The sequence below is a fragment of the Hyphomicrobium sp. genome, assembly GCF_003987855.1.
In the GTDB taxonomy this organism is placed as follows: Bacteria; Pseudomonadota; Alphaproteobacteria; order Rhizobiales; family Hyphomicrobiaceae; genus Hyphomicrobium_B.
Window position 1 is genome coordinate 166,076 of the sequence record NZ_RXIZ01000001.1, and the last position, 23,876, is coordinate 189,951.

Annotated in this window: 24 protein-coding genes; 11 read left to right on the forward strand and 13 right to left on the reverse strand. The window is 61.1% G+C overall.

Features of this window, described 5'->3' with window-relative positions; translation table 11 throughout:
- Nucleotides 1–125 precede the first annotated feature (125 nt).
- The gene (locus tag EKK30_RS00765; RefSeq protein ID WP_290978759.1) at nucleotides 126–1,007 is read left to right on the forward strand and encodes a hypothetical protein; all 882 of its coding nucleotides are present in this window, start codon (nucleotides 126–128) and stop codon (nucleotides 1,005–1,007) included.
- A 654-nt stretch (nucleotides 1,008–1,661) separates the two neighbouring features.
- Entirely contained in the window at nucleotides 1,662–2,054 is a 393-nt protein-coding gene (locus EKK30_RS00770) for a GFA family protein (RefSeq protein ID WP_290978762.1), read from the forward strand.
- Nucleotides 2,055–2,129: 75 nt separating this feature from the next.
- Here EKK30_RS00770 and EKK30_RS00775 read toward each other — a convergent pair whose 3' ends face one another.
- Nucleotides 2,130–2,744, reverse strand: coding sequence for a hypothetical protein (locus EKK30_RS00775; protein ID WP_290978763.1), 615 nt, complete (start codon nucleotides 2,742–2,744; stop codon nucleotides 2,130–2,132).
- A 178-nt stretch (nucleotides 2,745–2,922) separates the two neighbouring features.
- Entirely contained in the window at nucleotides 2,923–4,746 is a 1,824-nt protein-coding gene (locus EKK30_RS00780; protein ID WP_290978765.1) for an ice-binding family protein, read from the reverse strand.
- A gap of 546 nt (nucleotides 4,747–5,292) precedes the next feature.
- Between EKK30_RS00780 and ybaL the strand changes: the two genes are divergently transcribed.
- The 4 genes from ybaL to EKK30_RS00800 all read left to right on the forward strand — a co-directional run bounded on the left by ybaL (nucleotide 5,293) and on the right by EKK30_RS00800 (nucleotide 10,824).
- Nucleotides 5,293–7,020 carry a YbaL family putative K(+) efflux transporter gene (gene ybaL / locus EKK30_RS00785; RefSeq protein WP_290978768.1) on the forward strand — a complete coding sequence of 576 codons (1,728 nt, stop codon included), beginning with the start codon at nucleotides 5,293–5,295 and terminating at the stop codon, nucleotides 7,018–7,020.
- A gap of 115 nt (nucleotides 7,021–7,135) precedes the next feature.
- Nucleotides 7,136–10,099: an excinuclease ABC subunit UvrA gene (gene uvrA / locus EKK30_RS00790; RefSeq protein WP_290978771.1), complete on the forward strand. Its 2,964-nt coding sequence runs from the start codon at nucleotides 7,136–7,138 to the stop codon at nucleotides 10,097–10,099.
- 166 nt (nucleotides 10,100–10,265) lie between these two features.
- Entirely contained in the window at nucleotides 10,266–10,646 is a 381-nt protein-coding gene (locus tag EKK30_RS00795) for a hypothetical protein (RefSeq protein ID WP_290978774.1), read from the forward strand.
- Between the two features lie 13 nt (nucleotides 10,647–10,659).
- Nucleotides 10,660–10,824, forward strand: a complete 165-nt coding sequence (locus EKK30_RS00800; RefSeq protein WP_290978777.1) for a hypothetical protein — start codon at nucleotides 10,660–10,662, stop codon at nucleotides 10,822–10,824.
- Between the two features lie 12 nt (nucleotides 10,825–10,836).
- On the opposite strand, the gene EKK30_RS00805 is transcribed toward EKK30_RS00800, so the two are convergent.
- Nucleotides 10,837–12,717 (reverse strand): hypothetical protein, encoded by a 1,881-nt coding sequence (locus EKK30_RS00805; RefSeq protein ID WP_290978780.1) that lies wholly within the window; start codon nucleotides 12,715–12,717, stop codon nucleotides 10,837–10,839.
- A gap of 453 nt (nucleotides 12,718–13,170) precedes the next feature.
- Between EKK30_RS00805 and EKK30_RS00810 the strand changes: the two genes are divergently transcribed.
- The 3 genes from EKK30_RS00810 (at nucleotide 13,171) to EKK30_RS00820 (ending at nucleotide 14,880) form a co-directional block, all read left to right on the forward strand.
- Nucleotides 13,171–13,467 carry a hypothetical protein gene (locus tag EKK30_RS00810; RefSeq protein ID WP_290978783.1) on the forward strand — a complete coding sequence of 99 codons (297 nt, stop codon included), beginning with the start codon at nucleotides 13,171–13,173 and terminating at the stop codon, nucleotides 13,465–13,467.
- A 333-nt stretch (nucleotides 13,468–13,800) separates the two neighbouring features.
- Nucleotides 13,801–14,373, forward strand: a complete 573-nt coding sequence (locus EKK30_RS00815) for a hypothetical protein (RefSeq protein ID WP_290978786.1) — start codon at nucleotides 13,801–13,803, stop codon at nucleotides 14,371–14,373.
- 21 nt (nucleotides 14,374–14,394) lie between these two features.
- Nucleotides 14,395–14,880 (forward strand): cupin domain-containing protein, encoded by a 486-nt coding sequence (locus tag EKK30_RS00820; RefSeq protein WP_290978789.1) that lies wholly within the window; start codon nucleotides 14,395–14,397, stop codon nucleotides 14,878–14,880.
- Nucleotides 14,881–14,901: 21 nt separating this feature from the next.
- On the opposite strand, the gene EKK30_RS00825 is transcribed toward EKK30_RS00820, so the two are convergent.
- The 8 genes from EKK30_RS00825 to EKK30_RS00860 all read right to left on the reverse strand — a co-directional run bounded on the left by EKK30_RS00825 (nucleotide 14,902) and on the right by EKK30_RS00860 (nucleotide 19,606).
- Nucleotides 14,902–15,189, reverse strand: a complete 288-nt coding sequence (locus EKK30_RS00825; RefSeq protein WP_290978792.1) for a hypothetical protein — start codon at nucleotides 15,187–15,189, stop codon at nucleotides 14,902–14,904.
- Between the two features lie 85 nt (nucleotides 15,190–15,274).
- Nucleotides 15,275–15,994: an arsenical resistance protein ArsH gene (arsH, locus tag EKK30_RS00830; RefSeq protein ID WP_290978795.1), complete on the reverse strand. Its 720-nt coding sequence runs from the start codon at nucleotides 15,992–15,994 to the stop codon at nucleotides 15,275–15,277.
- Complete coding sequence (arsC, locus tag EKK30_RS00835) at nucleotides 15,994–16,407, reverse strand: arsenate reductase (glutaredoxin) (protein ID WP_290978798.1); 414 nt, start codon at nucleotides 16,405–16,407, stop codon at nucleotides 15,994–15,996. Before arsC ends, arsH begins: the two co-directional genes overlap by 1 nt.
- 2 nt (nucleotides 16,408–16,409) lie before the next feature.
- Nucleotides 16,410–17,108: an aquaporin gene (locus tag EKK30_RS00840; RefSeq protein ID WP_290978801.1), complete on the reverse strand. Its 699-nt coding sequence runs from the start codon at nucleotides 17,106–17,108 to the stop codon at nucleotides 16,410–16,412.
- Nucleotides 17,108–17,626, reverse strand: a complete 519-nt coding sequence (locus EKK30_RS00845; RefSeq protein ID WP_290978804.1) for an arsenate reductase ArsC — start codon at nucleotides 17,624–17,626, stop codon at nucleotides 17,108–17,110. Before EKK30_RS00845 ends, EKK30_RS00840 begins: the two co-directional genes overlap by 1 nt.
- The gene (locus EKK30_RS00850; RefSeq protein WP_290978807.1) at nucleotides 17,623–17,970 is read right to left on the reverse strand and encodes a metalloregulator ArsR/SmtB family transcription factor; all 348 of its coding nucleotides are present in this window, start codon (nucleotides 17,968–17,970) and stop codon (nucleotides 17,623–17,625) included. The genes EKK30_RS00845 and EKK30_RS00850 overlap by 4 nt, the downstream gene beginning before the upstream one ends.
- Before the next feature lie 164 nt (nucleotides 17,971–18,134).
- Nucleotides 18,135–18,449, reverse strand: a complete 315-nt coding sequence (locus EKK30_RS00855; RefSeq protein ID WP_290978810.1) for a hypothetical protein — start codon at nucleotides 18,447–18,449, stop codon at nucleotides 18,135–18,137.
- Between the two features lie 713 nt (nucleotides 18,450–19,162).
- Nucleotides 19,163–19,606, reverse strand: a complete 444-nt coding sequence (locus EKK30_RS00860) for an SRPBCC family protein (RefSeq protein WP_290979065.1) — start codon at nucleotides 19,604–19,606, stop codon at nucleotides 19,163–19,165.
- Between the two features lie 229 nt (nucleotides 19,607–19,835).
- Between EKK30_RS00860 and EKK30_RS00865 the strand changes: the two genes are divergently transcribed.
- Nucleotides 19,836–20,465: an HAD hydrolase-like protein gene (locus tag EKK30_RS00865; RefSeq protein ID WP_290978813.1), complete on the forward strand. Its 630-nt coding sequence runs from the start codon at nucleotides 19,836–19,838 to the stop codon at nucleotides 20,463–20,465.
- 84 nt (nucleotides 20,466–20,549) lie between these two features.
- Here EKK30_RS00865 and EKK30_RS00870 read toward each other — a convergent pair whose 3' ends face one another.
- Both EKK30_RS00870 and EKK30_RS00875 read right to left on the reverse strand, forming a co-directional pair.
- Nucleotides 20,550–20,855 carry a hypothetical protein gene (locus EKK30_RS00870; RefSeq protein WP_290978816.1) on the reverse strand — a complete coding sequence of 102 codons (306 nt, stop codon included), beginning with the start codon at nucleotides 20,853–20,855 and terminating at the stop codon, nucleotides 20,550–20,552.
- 362 nt (nucleotides 20,856–21,217) lie between these two features.
- A complete protein-coding gene (locus EKK30_RS00875; RefSeq protein WP_290978819.1) occupies nucleotides 21,218–23,107 on the reverse strand; it encodes a PAS domain-containing methyl-accepting chemotaxis protein in 1,890 nt (629 codons plus the stop codon).
- Between the two features lie 342 nt (nucleotides 23,108–23,449).
- On the opposite strand from EKK30_RS00875, the gene EKK30_RS00880 reads away from it, so the two are divergent.
- Nucleotides 23,450–23,869 (forward strand): hypothetical protein, encoded by a 420-nt coding sequence (locus EKK30_RS00880; RefSeq protein WP_290978822.1) that lies wholly within the window; start codon nucleotides 23,450–23,452, stop codon nucleotides 23,867–23,869.
- Nucleotides 23,870–23,876 lie beyond the last annotated feature (7 nt).

The following is a 23,876-nucleotide window of genomic DNA, read 5'->3' on the forward strand; positions in this document are numbered from 1 at the left end:
CTCATTACTCCAGCTAAGGAGCAAGCCGAGCATATTCGGCTCACGGTGCAGCGCGCCGCGGGCTCGCGCTTTCCCCAGGCCGATTGGCAAAAGAGCTAGACCCTTCGCCATAGTCCAACTAGCATATGCTTGGACTTTTGGGGGAGGACGGCCGCGTGATCTACGACTGCTTCACCTTTTACAACGAGCTCGATCTGCTGGAAGTCAGACTTCACGAGCTCTACGACGTCGTTGATCGCTTCGTACTCGTGGAAGCGAAGCAGACGTTTCAAGGCAAGCCGAAGCCTCTTCATTTCAACGACAATAAAGCCGCCTTCGCGCGCTACGCCGACAAGATCACCCATATCGTCGTCGATTTCCCGGAGGGCGATCTGGCCGCCGGCCTCACGACGCGCCCGCAGAACGACAAGTGGGCTCGCCAGCATTATCAGAGAGACCAGATCTCGCGCGGCTTGACGGATGCGGCCCCCGACGACCTGATCATCGTCTCCGACGTCGATGAGATCATCTCCGCCCAGAAGCTTCGCGAAGCGATCCGCACCAGGCGTCCCCACGATCTGACGATCTTCGAGATGCCGATCTACACCGGCCTCGTCAACCGCCGCGTGAAGAATACGATGTGGGAGAAGGGCCCGCGGATGATCGAGTTCTCCGACTTCCCCGGAGCTGAACACCTGCGCCTGACGAAGATGTGCGCCTCCATGCGTCTCGGCAACAATCCGCTGAGCCGGTTCTACACGCGTTACCAGAACTACATGCTGCAGCACGTTCCAAATCGCATCCGCATCATTCCCAATAGCGGCTGGCACATGACATCGATCGGCGGCTGGGATCGCTTTCGCGAGAAGATGGGAGCGATCTCAGGCAACGATCGCGCGAACTGCGAAGAATTCCGATCGCAGCAGGCTTTCGAAAAGAGCCTGGCGGAATCGACAACCGTCGTTCACGCGAGCGAGCTGCCGAAGTTCATTCAGAGCAACCCCGAGCGCTTCGGCGTGTTCGCCTGATCGCGACCGCCGTCGCTGGCGGCCGGCTCTCCGAAGGAGTGTCGCCGGCGACCATCAAAGATCAGTGTCGCCCGCAATAAATCAAAAACGAAACCCCGCCGAATCCTCGGATTCGCGCGGGGCCGTTTGTATTACCATTGATGGTCCGCCCAGACTAAAACCGGGCCTTTGAATGCGAGGCTCTGGCGACCGCACGGGTTGCCGCCCTCGTGTGAGATATCCAAATTGTAGCGAGTACAGCTGAACAGGCCGTGGCCACGATCTCGAGTATGCCCATCAAGCTGTCGACCCCGTGAACGAGTCTCGAGGTCCTGTCTGATAACCCGGTGGAGTCATCTCCTCTCCTCGATCTGTTTCAACGTCACGCCTACCGCGGTTCCGGCACGGCTCACGGGACGAATACGCACCACGTGAAACCGATACGGCCCGCGTCGCCATTCCGCAGCTCATCAGCCCCTCGGCCGAGACGCAATTACCGGAACAGCTAGCGAGAGCGGCACCGTCACAAGAGGAAATGTGTGCCTCTAATCTCCGGTCGTCAAGTTGTCATGAGGGAGGATTCGATCACAATTCGTGCGAAAAAGTTTTCACGACGCGTGCGTCGTCTGAGATCGTCGTCAGCAACGAGAAATTTTTAGGAAGGTTGCTTTTGTAATGCCCGTTCACCGCACAGGAAGTTGTCTCTGCCGTTCCGTAAGCTACGAAGTCACAGGTGATCTTGATGCCATCGATGCCTGCCATTGTTCCATGTGCGCAAAGACGAGCGGCAACTACGCCGCCATGGCGCGCTGTGCATCCGCCGATGTGAAAATCCTGAACGACGAGACGCTGCGTTGGTATCGCTCTTCCGATACGAGCGAGCGCGGGTTCTGCGCGCGCTGCGGCGGCAATCTCTTCTGGCGCAACGTCGGCGGCAACGAGACCTATGTCACTGCCGGAACGCTCGATCCGCCCACGGGGCTCAAGATCAAGGCGCACATCTTTGCCACCTCGAAGTCCGACTACTACGACATCACCGATGGACTGCCGCAGAAACACGAGTGGTGAAATCGGCACTAGGGTTCGGCGTCACACGGCGGCCAGCGCCTTCCGGCCGGCTCCCCGGAGGGGAGTCGGAAGGCGCTATTTAATAGGGCACGCCTTATCGCACGGCACGTTTTCGCTCTTCTCCACCGAGCCGCGGAAAATCGAAACCGTTTCGCGCGTGCACTGTCCGCCCGATTGAACGATGCGGATGATGTTATCACCGGACTTCGCCTGGCAGAGCACCGCCGCATCCTGCGCGACTTGGAATGGCGCATCGCTTCGGATGGCCTCCTCCGCCACCGCCTTCGAGATGATGAGATCGAATAGGCCAGCCGTCCTTGAAACAGGTTTCGGCAGCTGATCGAATGCGATCCATTCGTAGTTCACCTGCCCTCCGGGACTGCGTACCCGGATCGAGATATCGCCGGTCTTCGAGCACGACCCGGCTTCGATCACCGCGTTGCCCTGAGTCATCAGCGCGCGATATGCGATCTTGCAGTCGAAATTTTTCTCCAGCAGCGCCGCCTGCGCCAGACGATGGTCGACCTGGTTGAAGGGCACATCGTTCTTCCACGAGAAATAGAGATTGCGTGCGGTTGGAACGGCTGCGGCAACCGACACCGCAAGCACGAGCAGCTTGATCACGGACATGCCGCGATTGATCGGATGCGCTGGATGCGAAAAATTGAGCATAGACGGTGCGTCGCTCATAAGATGTTCCCTCATCGATAGCGATGCGTTGTTCATTCGAGCACGCATAACCTGTCGTCAAGGCTGAATGCCGACGGCTTCCTGACACTCCCGTGAACATGGCGCCTTGAACCACGTTCCGGTCGGACGACGAGACGGAAGTGGCCAAGGCAGGAAATCGCCAAGACCCGATCCGCAATCACCACGAAACCTTGAGGCCGCCATTGCCCGCGTAGCCCTGGGTCCGGTCGGAAAACTCGCCTGAGAAATACCCGAACAGCGCCACGGTCTCGTTCATGTCGAGCTTCACTCCGGTATTGATCCTTGCCGCGTCACTCGCCGCTGGAGCGCCCTCGACGGTAAACTTCGCGGCCGGCGAGAGGGTGAGGAAGGAATCCAGGCTTCGGTCGGGATTGAACTCGTGCTCCCAGGCAACCCGAATAAACGGCGTCAATACCCGACCGTTCGCGATGACGATTTGCGAATCGATCTGAACGCCGGCTGCACTCGTCACCGAGGTCACGGAATTTGAGCTAAACGTCAGCCCGAGAAGTCCCGCGCCGCCGCCGGCACCCACGCTGCTTTCGGAAAAGCCGTCACTAGCCAGATGCAGGACGTTAGCCCCGATAAACGGCGTCACGTTCTTGTTGCCGAAAGCCCGCGTCCAACCGGCTTCGACGCGACCGCCGAACACGTTACTGGAGAAGTTGCCCCGCGCGCGCTCATCGATGACCCAATCAATGGACCGGACCGTTTGGTTATCGAAATGCGCATATTCGGCTTCGCCGGCGAGATAGAACGGGCCGAGGCGCTTTACCCCGTATAAGCCCACGTGCCCGCCATCGGCCGTCCCGCTCGTCAGCTGGTCGGCCACTGAAAATGCCGAATTCGTGTAACCGCCGGCAATGCCGACGAGCGTCGAGTGATCCAGCTGATAGTCGAGACCCGCGGCAAAACCAACGGTGCGCGTGTCGAGGTCGGCAGAACCGTTGCCGACTTGGCCATCCAGCGATGTCGTACCGCCAAAAGCCGTTACCCATACGTTACGGGTGCGGGGCTGATAGCCGTTGGTCCACTGATCCTCCGACATGCTGACTGCACCGCCATCCTTCAGCGAACCCCGTCGGGGGTGGGACGGCTGTTCCTGTCCCTCACGCCACAGCGTAGCCTGGCCGAGCATTGCGGAGCCGAACATGTGGGACGCTCCCAATGTGCTTTCCTGAGTACCGGTCACTCCACCGCCGCCGATGACGGCAATCGGGATGTCATTGCCGCTGCCACCTGAGCCGGTACCTCCGGTGCCCCCGCCGCCTCCCGTAGTCGGCACGCAGAGAGTGATGGTGTTGTTATCGAGGGTCACCGCGCCGTTGCGAGCCAAAGCTCTGCCGCAGGTGATTGAAGCCCCAGTGTTGAGCGTGATGCTCGTCAGCGCGACGATGTTGCCCGCGAACACGGAATTCGTACCAAGTGTCGCCGAACTCCCCACCGCCCAATACACGTTGTTGCCGTTGGCACCGTTGATCAGGAGGACAGCTGAGTTGCTCGCGGTCGTGAGCGAACTTCCAATCTGAAAAACGAATTGAGCGGCCGAGTTGCCCTGGCCATTGAGGGTGAGAACGCCGGTAAGCTGCGCGGAAGCCGCGAAAGCATAGACAGCCGGACCGAGAAACAGGCCGCCGAGGTCTTGGCCGGTCAGGATGACCTGGGCTGGAAGCCCCTTCAAAGTATTGTAGGCGGTCGTGAGATCGACTTGGCCTTGGCTCGCGACAGCGTCGCCAACGTGGATCGTGCCTGGCGGCACGACGACCCCAGGCGGGAATCCGATCAACGAGCTTCCCGGTGAAACGCCAACATCGCCTTGGATGACGCTGGGGCCGGTATTGGTCGTCGTGCTGCCCGCAAGGACGCCGAATTGTTCGGCCGTACCCAGGATTTGCGCGCCAGCCGGCGTAGTCAGCAAATCTGCGGCGAGTCCGGTCACCAAAAGTACTGCAAGCAGTGAGCGGTTTGACGGGGTTGTCATCGCGATTCCTCCAAAAGGCGTGCGCGACGACATGCTACCCAGGGTAGTTAACGAGGTATTAACCATCACCCGTTGGCCGCAAGTGACCGATGTTTAAATATCACAAATTTCATGGAAAAATGACGAAAATTGCGTTGGATCAGACGTGTCATGAATCTCTGCGGATCGCCCGCTGCGCGTTGATTACAATCAAAAATTGTGGTCCGCGCGGCGAGCGGAAAAGGCGACGAGCGACACCTTCCCGAAAAAATCGCTGTGGCCCCTCGAATATGATTTTATTTCCGCGAGGTGCACCGCCATCCCATCCGCGACAACGCGAGAACTCGCAATGTCTCTGTCGTGTAGCTGGCAGAAGCTCGCGCGAGATGCCTGCCTTCGATGGGATGAACTTTCCCGCATTGCGCGTGATCCTCTATCTCGCCGCAAACCCATTTGATGAGCGATCATCGGATCCGCCAACAGCAAGCCGCGACCCTCAGGGGTTGATTGTTTTGCCGCCCTCCGGGCAAAGTGGCCGTTACGGTCACTGGAGGGGCCGCATCGGGAATGGCGCACGACACTCCGCTCATCGCGACGATTGTAGTCGGCCTGTCACTGGCCTTCCTGTTCGGAACCCTCGCTCAGAGATTTCGCATCTCTCCCATCGTCGGCTACCTGCTGGCCGGTGTCGCGGTCGGACCTTTCACGCCCGGTTTCGTCGCCGACCAGGGCCTCGCCAACGAACTCGCCGAGATCGGCATCATCTTGCTGATGTTCGGCGTTGGCCTCCACTTCTCGATGTCGGAGCTCCTGGCCGTGCGCACCATCGCCGTGCCCGGAGCCCTGGTGCAGATCGCTGCTGCGACGGCCATGGGCATTGGCCTCGCGTATCTGTTCGGCTGGTCGCTGGGAGCGGGCCTCGTCTTCGGCCTGGCGCTGTCAGTCGCGAGCACGGTTGTGCTGCTGCGTGCGTTGCAGGACCGCCGTCTCGTCAAATCGGAACAAGGCCGCATCGCGGTCGGCTGGCTGATCGTCGAAGACCTCGTGATGGTCCTGACGCTCGTGATCCTTCCCGCGATCGCACCGCTTCTCGGTGCTGGAGGTCCCGATGCCGCTCAGTCTCCACCGGGTGAACTCGCAATCTCGCTTACCATCACGCTTCTGAAGGTCGCCGCCTTCGTTGCCGTCATGCTGATCGGCGGCCGCAAGCTCATCCCAGCGATCCTCCACCACATCGCGCACACGGGCTCCCGCGAGCTGTTCCGCCTCGGCGTTCTGACCATTGCCTTGGGCGTCGCCTTCGCTTCTGCCAAGCTGTTCGGCGTTTCTCTGGCGCTCGGCGCGTTTTTCGCCGGCATGATCTTGAGCGAATCCGAACTCAGCCAACGCGCCGCCAACGAAACGTTGCCGCTGCGTGATGCCTTCGCCGTCCTGTTCTTCGTTTCGGTGGGGATGCTGTTCTACCCTTACATTATCGTCGAGAATCCGCTGCACGTGATTGCCGTCGTCGCCGTCATCATCCTCGGCAAGTCGCTCGCCGCCTGGCTGATCGTCCTGGCGTTCGGCCATCCGATGCGGACAGCACTCCTGATCGCCGCGAGCCTGGCGCAGATCGGCGAATTCTCTTTCATTCTTGCGGGGCTCGGCGTGTCCCTGAAACTCCTGCCGGTCGAGGGGCGCGAACTCATCCTCGCGGGCGCCCTGCTCTCCATCATGCTCAACCCGCTGCTGTTCGTCTTGCTCGAGCGGTACGGGCCTGCCCTGCCGGCGAAGTCGCCCGCCGACAGATTGCCACCCGGACCGGAAGCTCTTGCACCAAGTCCTCCCAGCGCCGTCACACGAACCGAAACGACCGAAGCAACGTCACAAACCGGTCATACGGTGCTCGTCGGTTATGGCCGGGTCGGCGGCGTCGTCGGCGAACATCTCATCGCCCATGGCGTCTCCCTATACGTCATCGACGACCGCGACGAGACGGCCGAGAAGCTCAAAGCGCAAGGCATCGAAGCCCTGGCCGCCAACGGCGTTACCTCGCTTGCCGCCGCCAACCTCAAGGCCGCGAAAGTGCTGATCGTCGCCATTCCCGATTGCTTCGAAGCCGGGCAGATTGTTGCCCAGGCCCACGCGCTCAATCCGGGTCTCAAGATCGTGGCGCGCGCCCATTCCGACGCCGAGGAAACCTATTTGAAGCAGTACGGGGCGTCCGACGTGATCCAGGGCTCCCGCGAGACGGCGGGCGCGATGATCGCCGCGGCGGGCGATCCGCCTCCGGAGCCGGCGTCCGGGGCAACCTGACACGGCCATTCCCGTCCGCCTGCGCTGGCTTATCCCCGCCCGCATGCCCATATTCGGCGACCCGCGCCGCCAGGTTGCATTGCCAGTCCGGCGGCCTCTCGGCTAGACGGTTCTCATGGCCAAATCCGCAAAAACCACATCCCTGCCGCCCGCCTCCCTGATGAAGACGATCCACGTCCGTGGGGCGCGCGAACACAACCTGAAAAACGTCGATCTCGAGATCCCGCGCGACGCGCTCGTCGTCTTCACCGGGCTGTCGGGTTCCGGCAAATCCTCCCTCGCTTTCGACACGATCTATGCCGAAGGCCAGCGCCGCTACGTCGAAAGCCTGTCGGCCTACGCGCGCCAGTTCCTCGAGATGATGCAGAAGCCGGACGTCGACCACATCGACGGACTGTCGCCCGCCATCTCCATCGAACAGAAGACGACGTCGAAGAACCCGCGCTCGACCGTCGGCACGGTGACGGAGATCTACGATTATCTCCGCCTGCTCTTCGCCCGCGTCGGCGTCCCCTATTCGCCCGCGACTGGCCTGCCGATCGAAAGCCAGACCGTCTCCCAGATGGTCGATCGCGTCCTGGCGCTGCCCGAAGGCACGCGCCTTCTTCTCGTCGCGCCCGTCGTGCGCGGCCGCAAGGGCGAATACAAAAAGGAAATCGCCGAGTGGCAGAAGAAGGGCTATCAGCGCCTCAAGATCAACGGCACCGTCTACGAGATCGAGGACGCGCCCAAGCTCGACAAGAAATACAAGCACGACATCGACGTCGTCATCGACCGCATCGTCGTGAAGAAGGACATCGGCTCGCGCCTCGCTGATTCATTCGAGCAGGCGCTGAAGCTGTCGGATGGTCTCGCCGCCGCCGAGTTCGTCGATAAGCCGCTGCCGAAATCGGAAACCGAAGGCGCCAACAAGTCGAAGAACGACACGCACGAACGCATCATCTTCTCGTCGCGCTTCGCCTGCCCGGTATCGGGCTTCACGATCGACGAGATCGAGCCGCGCCTCTTCTCCTTCAATGCCCCCGCCGGCGCCTGCCCGGTCTGCGACGGCCTGGGCTCGGAACTGCGCTTCGAGCCCGACCTCGTCGTCCCCGACGGATCGCTCTCGCTCGAAAAAGGCGCGATCTACCCGTGGGCGAAAACCGGCGTCTCGTCTCCCTATTACGAGCAGACGATGGAGAGCCTCGCCAAGCACTACAAGGTGTCGGTGAAAACGCCTTGGGAGCGCCTGCCGAAACACGTGCAGCTCGCGATCCTCTACGGCTCCGGCGAGGAAGACATAACCTTCACCTACTGGGACGGCACGCGCAACTACTCGACCGAAAAGCCGTTCGAAGGCGTCATCGGCAACATCACGCGCCGCTTCAAGGAAACCGATAGCGATTGGGTTCGCGAGGAACTCTCGCGCTTCCAGGCCGCGCATCCGTGCGAAGGCTGCATGGGCTACCGCCTCAAACCGCAGGCGCTCGCGGTGAAGGTCGGCGGCAAGCACATCGGCGAGGTCTGCGATCTTTCGATCAAGGCCGCCAACCAGTGGTTCGCCGACATCCCGAAAACCTTCAACAAGCAGCAGACCGAAATCGCCACCCGCATCCTGAAGGAAATCCGCGACCGCCTGAAGTTCCTGAACGACGTCGGCCTCACGTACCTCACGCTCTCGCGCTCCTCAGGCACGCTGTCCGGCGGCGAATCCCAGCGCATCCGCCTCGCCTCGCAAATCGGCTCTGGCCTCACCGGCGTGCTCTACGTCCTCGACGAGCCGTCCATCGGCCTGCACCAGAAGGACAACGACCGCCTGCTCGACACGCTGAAACACCTGCGCGACATCGGCAACACCGTCATCGTCGTCGAGCACGACGAGGACGCGATCATGACGGCCGACCACGTCGTCGACATCGGCCCCGGCGCGGGCGTCCACGGCGGCAAAGTCATCGCCCAGGGCACGCCGCAGGACATCATGGACAGCCCGCAGAGCATCACGGGCGAATACCTGTCGGGCGTCCGCTACGTGCCGGTGCCGAAGAAACGCCGCGCCCCAGACCCTAAGCGCATGCTCACCGTCACCGGCGCGCGCGAGAACAACCTGAAGAATGTCTCGGCCTCGATCCCCGTCGGCCTCTTCACCTGCATCACCGGCGTCTCCGGCGGCGGAAAATCGACGCTGCTGATCGACACGCTCTTCAAGGCCGTCGCGCGCAAGCTCAACAACGCGAAAGACCACCCCGGCGAGCACGACAAGATCACCGGCATCGAGCACTTCGACAAGATCATCGACATCGACCAGTCGCCGATCGGCCGCACGCCGCGCTCGAACCCCGCGACCTACACGGGCGCCTTCACTCCGATCCGCGAATGGTTCGCCGGGCTCCCCGAAGCCAAAACGCGCGGCTACGAACCGGGGCGCTTTTCCTTCAACGTGAAAGGCGGCCGCTGCGAGGTCTGCCAGGGCGACGGCGTCATCAAGATCGAGATGCACTTCCTGCCCGACGTCTACGTCACGTGCGAGGAATGCAAGGGCAAGCGCTACAATCGCGAGACGCTCGCCGTCACCTTCAAGGAGAAGTCGATCGCCGACGTGCTCGACATGACGGTCGAGGAAGGCGCCGAGTTCTTCAAGGCCGTGCCGTCGATCCGCGACAAGCTCGAAACATTGGCACGCGTGGGGCTCGGCTACATCCACATCGGCCAGCAGGCGACGACGCTCTCGGGCGGCGAGGCGCAGCGCATCAAGCTATCGAAGGAGTTATCGCGCCGCGCGACCGGCCGCACGCTCTACATTCTGGATGAGCCGACGACGGGCCTGCATTTCCACGACGTCGCCAAGCTCTTGGAGGTGCTGCACGAGCTGGCGGACGCGGGCAACACCGTCGTCGTCATCGAGCACAATCTCGAAGTGATCAAGACGGCCGACTGGATCATCGACCTCGGCCCCGAAGGCGGCGACGGCGGCGGGACGATCGTTGCCGCCGGCACGCCCGAGGACGTCGTGAAGGTCAAGGAGAGCTACACGGGGCAGTATCTGAAGCCGGTGCTGGCACGAAAACCTAAGGCCGCGTCAAAGAAGCAGGCGGCGGAATAGTCGCGCCCGGCGGCCGGCTCCCGGAACGGGAGTCGCCGGGCGCAAGCAAAGATGGCAGAGCGACGGATTGGAGTTGGAGTAGCTGTGCGAAAGTCAGCTCGCACCGCGCAACGAAGTAGGCGCAGCCGATAGGCAGACAGCTCAACGAGAAACGGGGAGAACAATCATGACGGGGATCGCCGGGCGCTTCTTCGCAACAGCACTTCTCTACGCCGTGCTCGGCATGGCGCTCGGGCTGGTGATGGGCATCACGCAGGACCACGCGCAGATGCCGACCCACGCGCACACGCTGGTCGTTGGCTGGGTAAGCTTCGCGCTTTACGGATTTTTCTATCACTTGTTTCCGGCTACAGCTTCGACTCGGTTAGCGAGCGCCCATTTCTGGCTCGCCGAACTAAGCATCCTCGTCCTGCTCGCCGGGCTGTTCCAGATCTTTAGCGGACATTCCGCAACCGGCGAACCCTTCGCCGCCATAGGTTCGATCGGGCTTCTCGCATCGACGATCGTGTTCGCATTCATCGCGTGGCCGGTGGTGAGAGGACGTTAGAGCCAGCCGCGTCGTGCCCGGAACGCCCGAGGACGTGGTGAAAGTCAAGGAGAGCTATACGGGGCAGTATTTGAAGCCTGTGCTGGCGAGAAAGCCCGCGCCTTCCGGCCGACTCGCGGAACGCCAGTCAGAAGGCGCCAGCAAAAAAGTGAAGAAGCAGGCGGTGGAATGCAATTAAAATTGCGGTAGCTCATAATTGTGCAAGACGATCTGCCACTAGCTGCCAATCTCGAAACAGCGGGAGGCAGCATAGCCGAAAGATAAACCAGCAAGCATAGATTGAATCGTAGCTATAGCACGCGCCTGCTGAGAGCAGGCCGTGCGCTAGCCGGTGACGGAGTGAAGGGCCACCCTCAAAATCGAATAAGTTCTCAATCTCAAGGGTTATCGCTTCGCCGAATATCCTTTCCAGGGCAGCACGATCCTTGCTAAGCATAACCGAAAGAGTTCGGTTTTCCTGCGTCATATCACTCTGCATCGATGAGGTATCAATAGCAGCGTGCCTGAGAACGTAGCGCAGCGAATTCTCGATCTGCGGCACGAGGATGTGGAGCGCTGAAATGTAATCCCCGCCAAAAAAGCGGCCGAAGCCCATCGCGAATAGATGCTCATACCCCGGCGGCACAAATGGACTCAACTCCGCTAGCGGCAGCAAGTCACGATCTTCAAGCGGATGCTCAGCCATGATCGTTCGCCTCGCGGGCTCGATCATTCCGGAAGTTGCAATCTGCCGCCGAAACTGCTCGCCGCGGGCAATCAGGTGGCGGAGGGCGTATTCATCTTCATCGCCACCGCCAAGACCTGGAGACTTGGCGACCACTTTGCCGTCGTCATCATGGATCGACATGGGGATGATGCTGGAAAGTGGACTTTCTGTGGAAAGTTTGATTGCTTCTTCGCGCAATTTCTCAGAGGCCGGTGATCTCTCAAGATTTGCGAACTCAAACAACGCTTGCGCAAGCGTCAAATGACTGACGACCTTTCGCGCATGATCGACCAGATCTCCAATGTCTATTTGCGTTGATAACGATCCCATTTCGTCGGCAATACTTGCCTGCGCTTCACGCAGCTTGGCTTCAAGCGCAGCCCGCCGTTCTTTCGTTCGAGGAATGCCGCGCAAAGCTTTGATAGCATCCATCAGCCAGCTCGAGGCACTCATGCCCTTAAGCCCCGCCGCCTCTGCCATGCGAACATAACATTCGGCGGCACTGATGAGGCAACGATTGCTGTCGGCTTCCCTTCCGCTCTGCCGATGGGCGCGCGCAGCCAGCTCCCATACGTTGCGCGCTATATATGGATCCAGCTCTGTTGACTGCGCCAGTGTTTCGGCCCGCTCGGCCATCTCCTTTACATCGCCGATCTTGTAGTCGGCATCAAGTTCGCCGATATTCAGAAAACCGCGCGCATCGCGATCGCCAAAGGCGCTCTCGCTCAGTGAGGATACTAGGCTCCTAAGCGTGCTCGCCTCTGGCTCCTTCCAGCGCGTCATGTTGGCAATCTGGCAAGCACGGCGCAGCATTTCAGCGCCGTTATGCGATGTTGCCTTAGCGTCGTCAAAAAACAGTTCCGCCTGACCGCGCGTTACATCCTGAACCGCTTCGCAATAGGAGCCAATTGCGAGCTGCGCCATCGCCACGTGCTTGCGGTTGTTGAGCCATGCGATATCGGCGAGACGTGCACGTAGGCCTGGATTTAGAATGCGAGGCGCTACAGCAGCAAACACCTCTGACTGTGCTCCACGTAGATCGCTTGGTATGAGGCTGCGCCGCCCATTCGCGACAAACATAGGGCCGTATGGCTCGGCCTTATCGTTCGGTTTAAAATGGATTTTTACAACCGATGCCACCAACCCATAAACCCTGGAGGCCCTGACATCGCCGTCGGAGTTCGCACGCCTTGATGCGCTCTCGTACAACTCGCCAAGAGAAAGCACATCGACCTTACGACTGTTCGCTATCGGCGCTTCGCATCCAATAGCAAAATCTTCCGCTGTCACATGCTCGAACACCGAAGATCGCTTTTCTCCTTCGGGTGGTTGATCCGGCTCAGTCTGCTCTTCCGGCTCACTCATCCCAGGTCCTCTCTCTCGATGAGCAGAACATCATGAACGAAACCCTTCGACATTGCTATTTTGCTGCCTGTCCACAACGCCCTCTCTTGAACCTGTAACCAACACCCCGCCGCGGCGAGGGCGACCCGCTGCACCACTCATTCGTCAGCGCGTGGCGGCTCTTTTTCGTCGAGCCGCGCGCCGCTCATTCAAAAACTTATCCCCACCGTCCAAATTTCCGCATAATCCCCTCACCCATCCGGCAAGGGCCCCTCGCCCGCTCGCCCACCCGCGTTGCCCCCGCCCCAATCAGCCACGCAGCCACGCAGCCACGCAGCCACGGCCATCCCATGCGCACTGCGCCCCATAAATCGCACTGCGGAAAATATCTGTGTCAGCAGCGGTCCTTCACTTGGCAACGGCCAAGCACTCGACTAGCGTTCGCGTGGATTTTGTCCGCACCGGGGGGTTGCAATGCAGGTTTTCAAGTCAGGCTTCGTGGCCGCGATGATGATGTGCGCGCTTTCGGCGACGGCTCAGGCGGCCCAATGCGAGAGGGTCGCAGCAATCGGCGATAACTTCACCCACGATTTGGCGGTGCTGTTCTCCCACAACGCATTGAAGAATACGATTGCCGGGAAAGGGCTTATTCCTAAGGGGCCCGTGAAAACCACCTGCAAAGGCGACGGGATGATTGAGTGTTACTCCTCGCAGGTGGCCTGCACGGGCGGAACGCCCGCGGCCTGCTTGGGCCCCTGGCTCTGCTTCTGATTTGATGGCGCCAACGACTCCGCTCCGCGGAGCCGTCCGTTGGCGCATGCCCTATCTTCGTTCATCGCGACGCGCCGGGCAGCCGGCGCGCCCTCTTTTTGATCGCGCATCGCGACTCGCGTTCCGCGAGCCGGCCGCGATGCGCGTCGCCCTCAAGAAAATCCGAAAAACTTATCCCCGCTCTCTGCTTTGATTGCGCATCGCGACTCGCGTTCCGCGAGCCGGCCGGTTGCGCATTATTTTTATAGCATATGACAACAGCCACGAGCAGAATGACGTGTACTGACATTTATGAATGCATTTGTCCGAGTGGATTTGATTGCGAGATCTTCAATGGACCCCAGCTTTTCAATCGAAACGATCATCGATGATTTTGACGATCTGCATCGCGAACTTATGCGCGAGCTTTCCGGTGAAGGCAGCATCAACGTCCCCCAAATCATGGAGCAGCACGGCGAAGAACAGAAGCTGGCGAACATTCGTTTTCGCATCGACGCGCTATTAAGGGCGGTCCGCGACCGTCTTTCGTCCGTCTCGCGCGACATGCCGGCTGAAGGCTCACGGGCGGAAATAAATCCGGCTCTTGAGGGCCAAGTGCGCAAAACTCTCGAGGAACTTTCGCAGCTCGAAGCCTTGGCCGGCCGGTTGAACGACCTGCTCACGATGATCGACCTGAAGACATCGGCCAACGCTTCTCAGAGCATCCGCTCCGCCGTATCCACGGCCATCGCCACCGCCAAGACATGGCTTTCGGTGATTACATCCTGGATCAAGCGAATTTCGGCGCAGCTGTGGAATCTTTTGTGTGGACTCATGACCCCTAAAGAATGGAAGCTGGGCGGCAAGGTTGGCACCGGAATTTTGGGTCTGGCGGATGTCACCTTGGAAATAACCTTCGGTCCTTAGTTCCCATTCGACACATTTCTCATGCCCGATACGCCCGCCAAACCGCCGCTCGCGATCAAGGCGGAAGACGCTCCGCTGCGTACCAAGCCGTCGAACTACCCCGAGCCCTTCTTCAGCCGCATGCTGAACCGCGAGAAGCGACCGCTCGGCGACATGTTCGGGCTCGCGAGCTTCGGCGTGAACCTGACGACGCTTATGCCGGGCGGCGAGTCCGCGCTGCTCCATCGCCACAGCAAGCAGGACGAGTTCGTCTATGTTCTGGAAGGCACACCGACGCTCGTCACCGATGCGGGCGAGGTCGAACTCGCGCCCGGCATGTGTGCGGGCTTTCCCGCGGCGGGCCTCGCCCATCAGCTCGTCAACCGCACGCAGCGCAACGTCGTATACCTGGAGATCGGCGACCGCACGCCGGGCGATGAAGGCAGCTATCCGAACGATGACCTCAAGGCCGCGCTAGGCCCCGACGGCAAATGGCGCTTCACGCGCAAGGATGGCACGCCGTATTAAGCCCGCATCCGCACGCCGGAACTAGAACTCCTGGTAGCGCGCCTCGGCCGTCGGGCCCTTCGTATCGGATGCACCGGGAGCATCGCCGCCCGCGCTCTTGTCCGCAAACTGCAGCTGCGCCAGCTGCGACTTCAGCGCGGCGATGTCGGCGCCGATCTTGCCCGCCGTCTCGTTGCAGGTCGTCCGCGCCTCCTGCATCGACTTGGCGTCGATCTGCTGCTGGAGCGCGGCTTCCTTGCTCTTGCTCGCGACGTCCGCCGGCCGCACGCGCGGCGCCGCACACGATGTACACCCAACCGACGCGATCATCCCGCAACCCCTCGTTGGCTCGCAGCCCTGCCAAGCGCCTACGCCCCTCTTACTTGCGGCGTTACAGGTGTCGGAAAAAAATTTGCTAGATCGAGCGCTGGTTGACCCGCCGCGACAGCGCCTCGGCGCTCTCCTTGCGCTCGCTGTAGCGATCGACGAGGTAATCCGATCGCTCCCGCGTCAGCAGCGTGAACTTCACGAGTTCTTCCATCACGTCGACCACCCGGTCGTAGTAGGACGACGGCTTCATGCGGCCCGCCTCGTCGAATTCCGCGAACGCCTTCGCCACCGACGACTGATTGGGAATGGTGATCATCCGCATCCAGCGGCCGAGCACGCGCATCTGGTTGACGGCGTTGAATGACTGCGAGCCGCCGCTGACCTGCATCACCGCCAGCGTCTTGCCCTGCGTCGGCCGAACGGCGCCGGTGGACAGCGGAATCCAGTCGATCTGCGCCTTCATCACGCCGCTCATCGCGCCGTGCCGCTCGGGCGAACACCACACCTGCCCTTCCGACCAGGCGGCAAGCTCGCGCAGCTCCTGCACCTTGGGATGCGTCTCGGGCGCTCCGTCCGGCAAAGGCAGCCCGTGCGGATCGTAGATCTTCGTCTCGGCGCCCAAGTGCTCCAGCAGCCGCGCCGCCTCCATTGTGAGGAAGCGGCTGTAGGACCGCTCGCGCAGCGACCCATAAAGCAGAAGGATGCGAGGCTTGTGCGTCGCCGAGGCCGCAAGCTTATCGCCTGCCGGGAAATGCACGTGCTCGTGCGCGACGTTCGGCAAGTCGCTGTGCCCGTCCTGAGCCATCACGACTTCCTCCGCGCCGGCACCACGTCCCCATCTTCCTTGGTGAAGGCGCCGATGTCCGCGTTGGGGAGGATGTCGAGCACCGCCTCGGACGGCCGGCAGAGCTTCACGCCCAGCGGCGTCACCACGATGGGGCGGTTGATGAGGATGGGATGCGCCATCATGAAATCGATGAGCTGGTCATCCGTCCACTTGGGATTGCCGAGGTCCAGGTCCGCGTAGGGCGTACCCTTCTGACGGAGAAGCTCGCGCGGACCCATGCCCATGCGCGCCATGAGATCCACCAGCGTTTCGCGCGAGGGCGGCGTTTTCAAATACTCGATGACCTCGGGCTCCTCGCCGCTTTGGCGGATCATCGCCAGCGTGTTGCGCGAGGTGCCGCACGCCGGGTTGTGGTAGATGGTGATGCTCATGCTTACTCCGCCGGAACGGCCGTGGATTGAGGTTGAAGCGCCGCGCGGAACAGCCAGCCCGCCACCAGCATGCCAGCGAGCGCGCCTGCCAGCTGCGCCGCGATGAACGGCGCGACGTCCGCCCCGCGGATCCCCGCGAACGTATCGGAGAACGCACGCGCGATCGTCACCGCCGGATTGGCGAACGACGTCGACGCCGTGAACCAGTACGCAGCGACAATGTAGAGACCGACATTGACGGCCACGGCCTTGGGCCTCGCCTTCAGCGTGCCGAGGATCGTCAGCAGCAGGCCGAACGTTGCCACGGCTTCCGCGAACCACTGCCCGCTGCCAGTCCTCACCTTTGTCGCAAGTTGCATCAACGGCAGATCGAACATCGCATGCGCCGCCACCACGCCGGCGATGCCGCCGCCGACCTGCGCCAGGACATACAGCGCGGCCGCGCCGCCGCCGATTTCCCCTCGCAACCAGAATACCCCGGACACCGCCGGATTGAGATGCGCGCCCGACACCGGCCCGAACACCGTGATCAGCACCACCAGCATCGCCCCGGTCGCGAGCGTATTAGCAAGCAGCGCCAAAGCTTCGTTGCCGCCCGAGAGCTTCGCGCCCATGATGCCGGACCCGATCACCGTCGCGAGCAGCAGCGCGCTGCCCAGAAACTCCGCGCCAACCCGCTGGCTTAGCGAATATGGTCTCACTATGCCCTCTCCGGCGTAACGTCGGTTTTCGTGCGGCCGATATCGTCGAGCCGCTTCTGCAGCGTGAGGCTGTCCAGGGAATCCAGCGGAAGGCTGGTGAAGATGCTGATGCGGTTGTTGAGCATGCGGTAGGTGTCGGCGAAAGCCAGCGCCTTTTGCGCATCATCGCCTTGAGCCTCGGCCGGATCCGGCACGCCCCAATGCGCGCTCATCGGTTGTCCCGGCCAAATCGGGCAGACCTCATTGGCGGCGTTGTCGCAAACCGTGAAAACGAAATCCATCACCGGCGCGCCGGCGGCGGCGAACTCCTCCCAAGACTTCGAGCGCAGCACGGAAGTTTCGTAGTTGAGCTTCTTGAGCAGGTTGATGGTGAGTGGATGAACCAGACCTTTGGGCATACTGCCGGCGCTGAATCCTTTGAACTTGCCCGCGCCGACGCGATTCATAATGGCCTCCGCCATGATGGAGCGGGCGGAATTCCCGGTGCAGAGAAAGAGGACACTAAATGGACGATTCATTTCGTTTCTCCCTTACACAACTTGCGCGCTTTCTTGAGTGTTGGTCCGCACAGCTCCGGATTGCCCTGACAGCAGTCCTCGGTAAGGAACGTCAGCATCTGGCGCACCTTGTCGAAGTGGACGGCGTAACGGATGTAGCGGCCGACCCGCGTGGCATGGATCAGCCCCGCGCGGTCGAGTTCCTTCAGATGGAACGACGCACCGGTCGGCGTCGCATCGACGGCCTCGGCGATTTCCCCGGCCGGCAGCCCCGACGGACCTTGCCTGACCAAGAGGCGAAAGATCGCGAGGCGCTGATCATGCGCCAGTGCTGCCAGACAGGTGACGGCTTCTGTGTTGTCCATATCTAAACATTACAAGAATTCTTGAAATATACAATCGGACGGCTGCCTCGTCCGATGCTTCGCCGCCAAATAAAAAAAAAGCCGGGCGGATTTCTCCGCCCGGCTGAGCTTTCAGTCGCGCCTCCGGCTATGCTCGACCGAGCAAGCTGGAAACCGAATTAGATTTACGGGCAAACCCACACCGGTCCGACGACCACGCAGCCACGCGAGCGCCAGTTGTACGGACGCGAGTGATAGCGGTGCCATCCGCGGTAGCGGTCGCCGCCGCGCCATCCACGGTCACCGCGCCAATGTCCGCGACGGTAATCGCGATGACCCCGGTAGTGCCGGTTGCCGCGCTTGTAATCGGCGAGCTGAATGCCGCTATGGTCATTGCTCAGACCGCCCAGCGCCGTCGATGCGGGAGCCGCATTCGCCGAAGCCGCTGCGCCGAAGGCCGTGCCCAAGGCTAGAAAACCAACGAGTACGAGACGTTTCATCCCTAGGTCTCTCCTTTTGTCGGGATTGCAGTTCATACAGTCCGGCCACCAACCAGACTGCGGACGACGCGCGGCAGTTGAGATCCGCCGCGGCATAAGGAGATAACGCTCTCATGCCACCAACCCGACGCACTGAATGTGAGAAAAATCGCAGTTAAGTGCCCATTTCGCTTAGTTTTTCTCAAAAAAATTTCATTCGACGTAGGGAACTAATTTGCTCCGCACGTGTGAGTAGCCCGGCTCCGCGCGTCGCTCGGATCGCGTGCGAGAGATCGCGGAGGCGGCCGCGATGCGCGGCCCTCAAAAAAAATCCAAAAAACTTATCCCCGCTCTTTCAACCTGCACGATAATCCCCTCACCCATCCGGCAAGGGCATCATGCGAGGCGTCGCGTGACGCTCGGGTGGGGCAGCCCGACCCGCTCGCGGCACGCGCGCGATGCGGACAAGGCGGAAGGCAGGTCCGCACGGGGTGAGAAACCCGTGTGCGGAGCACCCCGCTTCATTAAGTGACCTGTCCAGAACCCTGTTCTCGGTCTCGTCACGAAGCGGACCGGTTCCGAGACTGCTTATTGCGAAGACACGACGCCGCGGAACCCGTCCGCTTCGTGCTTTATTGCTTGGCCACGGCGACTCCCCTTCGGGGAGCCGCCGCTATGTGCGCATGCCGTTTCGCCGGCCGTTGGGGCCTGCGTGTGCGCGCACAATCAAACAGTCACCCCGGAATATTGGGCTCGACCAGAAGGGCGAACTGCGCCAGCGATTGCTGCCAGCCGAGATAGCACTGCTCGACCGGGATAGCGGCAGGAATGCCTACCTGCTCGATCTCTACGTCGGTTCCGCAGGACACGGCCTTGAGCTTGATCGTGACGTTCATCTCGCCGGGCAGGTTCGGATCGTCGAACACATCGTTGTACCGAATGAGCTCGTGCGGTTTCAGCTCAAGATACGTGCCGCCGAAGGAATGCCCGTTCCCCGACGTGAAGTTCGTGAACGTCATCCGGAACGTGCCGCCGACCTTGGCGTCGAGATGCGCGACGTGGCACGTGAATCCGTGCGGCGGCAGCCACTTCGATAACGCGTCGGCCGTGAGAAAGGCGCGATAGACTTTCTCTGGGCTGGTGGCAAACACGCGGTGCAGCCGGACGGTGCCCGTCACACCCTTCGATGCAGCGGCCGGGTTGGATGTCGTCTTCTCGGACATTCGAAACTCCTTTTCTTGGGCGTCCGCGGTTGTCGCCATGCGCCTGCCTTATCAAGACGTCCGAGAGCTGCCCATTCCGACAGGGCGCTTTACGCCAAACATCGCCGTGACGTGCACCCATGTCCGATTGACTCAACCCCTTTCGCAAGGTGAGGGTCGGATCGAGGGGGCGTTTATTTTTCGCATGCGTTACACACTTGTCATTTTCGATCTCGACGGCACGCTCGCCGACAGCTTTCCCTGGTTCATCGGCAGCCTCAACACTGTTGCCGACGCCTTTAGGCTGCGCCGTGTCGGCGAGGACGAGATCGAGCCGTTGCGCCGCGCCGACGTGCCCGAGATATTGAAGCATCTCGGCGTGCCGCGCTGGAAGCTGCCCATGATCGCCCGCTACATGCGCAAGCTGAAATCCACCGAGCTGCACACTATCTCGCTGTTTCCCGGCGTCGAGGACATGCTGCGCACCTTGAAGGCCGGGGGCGTCACGCTGACGCTTGTCAGCTCCGACAACGAGGAGAATGCCAAGGTCGTCCTTGGCCCCGACAACGCCGCGCTCTTCTCGCAGTATAACTGCAGCGCCGCTCTATTCGGCAAGGCAGGCAAGTTTCGTCGCGTCATGCGCCGCGCGGGCGTCGAACCGCACCGGGTCTTGGCAATCGGCGATGAAGCCCGCGATCTCAACGCTGCCCGCGCCGCGGGCATTGATTTCGCTGCCGTGACCTGGGGCTATACGGCGCCCGAAAAGCTCCGCACCTTCAATCCTGACATTGTCTTCGAGCGCATCGAAGACATCGGGGCCAAACTCCTGCCTTGAAGTGCGCCGGGCGGCACCCGAAAGTTTCGAGAAAGCGCACGGCAGCCAGCGCGTGAAACGCGTGTCGCCGTGCGCCAGGAAAACCTACTTCTTGGGGCACCACGACTCGTTCGAGGCCTTGCACGAGACCGAGTAGTTTTTGGTCATCTTCTCCGCCTTCGCCCATTCCCCGTCGTCGATGCTGTTGTTGTCGTCGGCATCGATCGCGGAGAACTGCGGTGCCGGATCCAGCTTCAGCTTCGAGAGGTTGGCATCGAACTCGGTCCGGCTGACGGTGCCGCTGCCGTCCGTGTCGAGCGTCTTGAAGCTCGATGCCCAATCGCCCGCCATGGCATAGGTCGCCGATGCGGCAATGAAAGCCGCAGCGAGTGGCAGCAAGTTCTTCTTCATGCGTCGTCTCCCTTCGGGAATTTATAGATTTTTGCGACCGCCTCTCGCGAGCCCGGGAGCCCGTTTCGGACGGCCCGCAAGCAACACGCGCCAGAAGCGCGCACGCAATGGCACGACTGGCAAATCCGAACGGGAGAGTTTGCAAGAGCGCGAAGGGTGCACCGCACTGCGCGTTGGGGCTCGCGGTTTCGGCCCCTTGCGCACCGAAACCGGACGCGAAACAAAAAAGGCGCCCGCCGTGGTGCGCCACTAAGCCGTGAACGAAAAGAAGTTATCCCCGCTCACAGCGTGGACCACATAATAGATGGGAGGCGGCGGCTAATGCCCCCGCCCCCCCGGAGGAGCTGTAGGAGAGTGCGATCCTAGAACTCTTCCCAATCGGCGTCCGCGCCGTTGGCAACAGCGGCCTTACGAGGTGCTGCGCGCGATACGTGGCTGCTCGGAGCGGCTGCTTGCGGCCGGCGGGCCGGCGGAGGCGTCGGCTTGCGGAATGCGTGGGGCGCTGCGCGCTCGAGTTCGCGGCGGATCGGATCGGCGCCGCTCGCTCCGAGATCGAACTTGCCGACGAGCCCCGCCATGGAGTCCGCCTCTTTGGAGAGGGCATGCACGGCCGCGGTGCTTTCTTCCACCATCGCCGCGTTCTGCTGCGTTCCCTGGTCCATCTGACCGATTGCGGCGTTGATCTGTCCCAGGCCAACGGCCTGCTGTTCAGCACCCGACGCGATCTTTGCCACGAGATCGCCGATCTCGTTGACGCGCGTCACGATGCGATCGAGGGCATCGCCGGTCTCGCCGACGAGCTTGGCGCCCGCTCCCACCTGCTGCGTACTCGTCGAAATCAGCGACTTGATTTCTTTCGCCGCCTCGGCGGATCTCTGCGCCAGTGCTCGAACTTCGCTTGCGACAACCGCGAAGCCGCGGCCCGCATCGCCCGCTCGAGCCGCCTCGACGCCCGCGTTGAGCGCAAGGAGGTTCGTCTGGAACGCGATCTCGTCGATGACGCCGATGATCTGCGAGACCTTCTGCGCCGAAGACTCGATCTGCTGCATCGCGCCGATCGCCTGACGAACGATATCGCCGCCATGCTCGGCCTCGCTGCGGGCCGTCGTCATGGTGTCGCTGGCCTTCTTCGATCCGTCGGCAGTCCGCTTGACCGTCGACGTGATCTCGTTGAGCGCAGCCGTCGTTTCCTCGAGCGAAGCAGCCTGCTGCTCCGTCCGTCGCGACAGTTCATCGGAAGCCGCCGCCATATCGGCAGCGCCAGCGCGGACAGACTCCGCGTTTTCCGCAATACCCGAGAGAACCTCCCGCAGGGTTTGCACCGCTGCGTTGAAATTGGTGCGCAGCTGCTCGTATTCCGCTCCAAACGCTTCGTTCAAGCGGTAGGTGAGATTGCCGTCCGCAAGCTCCCGCAACCCTGATCCGAGTGAAGAGACGACGCGGTGCTGTTCGGCCGATTTGCGTTCGCGCTCTTCGTCCGCGATCCGCCGCTGCTCTTCCAGAGCCGTAACATCGGTCGCGAACTTGACGACCTTGAACGGCTTGCCGTTGGCGTCGAGAAGCGGGTTGTAGGAGGCTTGAATCCAAACCTCTTTGCCACCCTTGGCCATGCGACGGAACTTGTCCGCAATAAATTCGCCGCGATTGAGCCGATCCCAGAACACGCGATATTCGGCCGATTTTGCATAAACGGGATCGACAAAGAGGCTGTGCGACTTACCGACAACCTCGGCAAGGCTGTAATTGATGACCGCGAGAAAATTCGCGTTGGCCGTGATAACGGTACCGTCGAGATTGAACTCGATCACGCCTTCCGACCGGCTGATCGCAGCCATCTTGGCTTCGAGTTCTAGCGTCTTCGTCTCAACCGCGGTGATGTCGGTCGCGAATTTGATGACCTTGTACGGCTTGCCGTTGGCGTCGAGAAGCGGGTTGTAGGATGCTTCGATCCAGACCTCTCGTCCGCCCTTGGCGATGCGGCGGAACTTGGAAGCTACGAACTCGCCCCGGTTGAGTTTCTCCCAGAACGCCCTGTAGTCGCTGCTGCTCGCATAGCTCGGATCAACGAACGTGCTGTGATGCTTGCCCTCGATCTCAGGCAGGCTGTAGCCGATGACCGAAAGGAAGTTGTCGTTCGCTGTGATCACTTTGCCGTCGAGAGTGAATTCAATGATGCCCATCGAACGGCCGATGGCTGCGATCTTTGCCTCTGATTCATTTGGCGCACGGTTAGCCTTACCGAGTGAGAACACGATCGTCTCCGTTTTATATTTTTGGCCGGGAACAGCGCGTCACTGGACCAATCTGCGCGCCTTCAGATTCGTCCGTATCCTGCGTTTTGCCGCTTAACGAAAGAATAATGCCGGCTGTTGGACATGGTTCAAACGGACCAAAAGCAGCCGTCTTGGACCAAAGAACTAGGAGAGCATTGGCAGCTCTCGATCGCGTTCTGACGTCCGTCAAATTGCCAACGCGAGCGTGATCGTCGAGCAAATTGAAATGTATTCCGCCGCGATTCGTAGTTTGCGCTCCGTCAATCTCACGCTCCGATGGAAGCGTCACACTTACACATTCGAATCTATACGGGGGTGATCATGGCCAACTTCGTCTTCGCCGAAGCAGCAAGTGCAAGGGCACTCAAGACGCTTTGCTTCTCGATGGCTGTCTCATTTCCCCTGCAGATCGCCATCGCCGGCCCCAACGATATCGACGCGCCGCCGTCGATCAAGGAGGAACCGGGCAAACCGGAATCGAAGCTACCTGACATCGAGAACGGCAAGAACGTCGCCCGCAAGCTTTGCACCACGTGCCATTTGATTGGAGAACCTGCCAGCGCTCCGATGCCAACCGACGTGCCGACATTTGCCAGCATCGCGCAGCGGCCTGGCCAAACGGCCGACCATATCTCCACTTGGCTAACCCGGCCTCATCCGCCGATGCCGAACCTCAATCTCACGCGATTGGAGATCCGGGATTTGACTGGCTATATCCTTTCCCTTCGGACACAGAAGTGATGCCAGT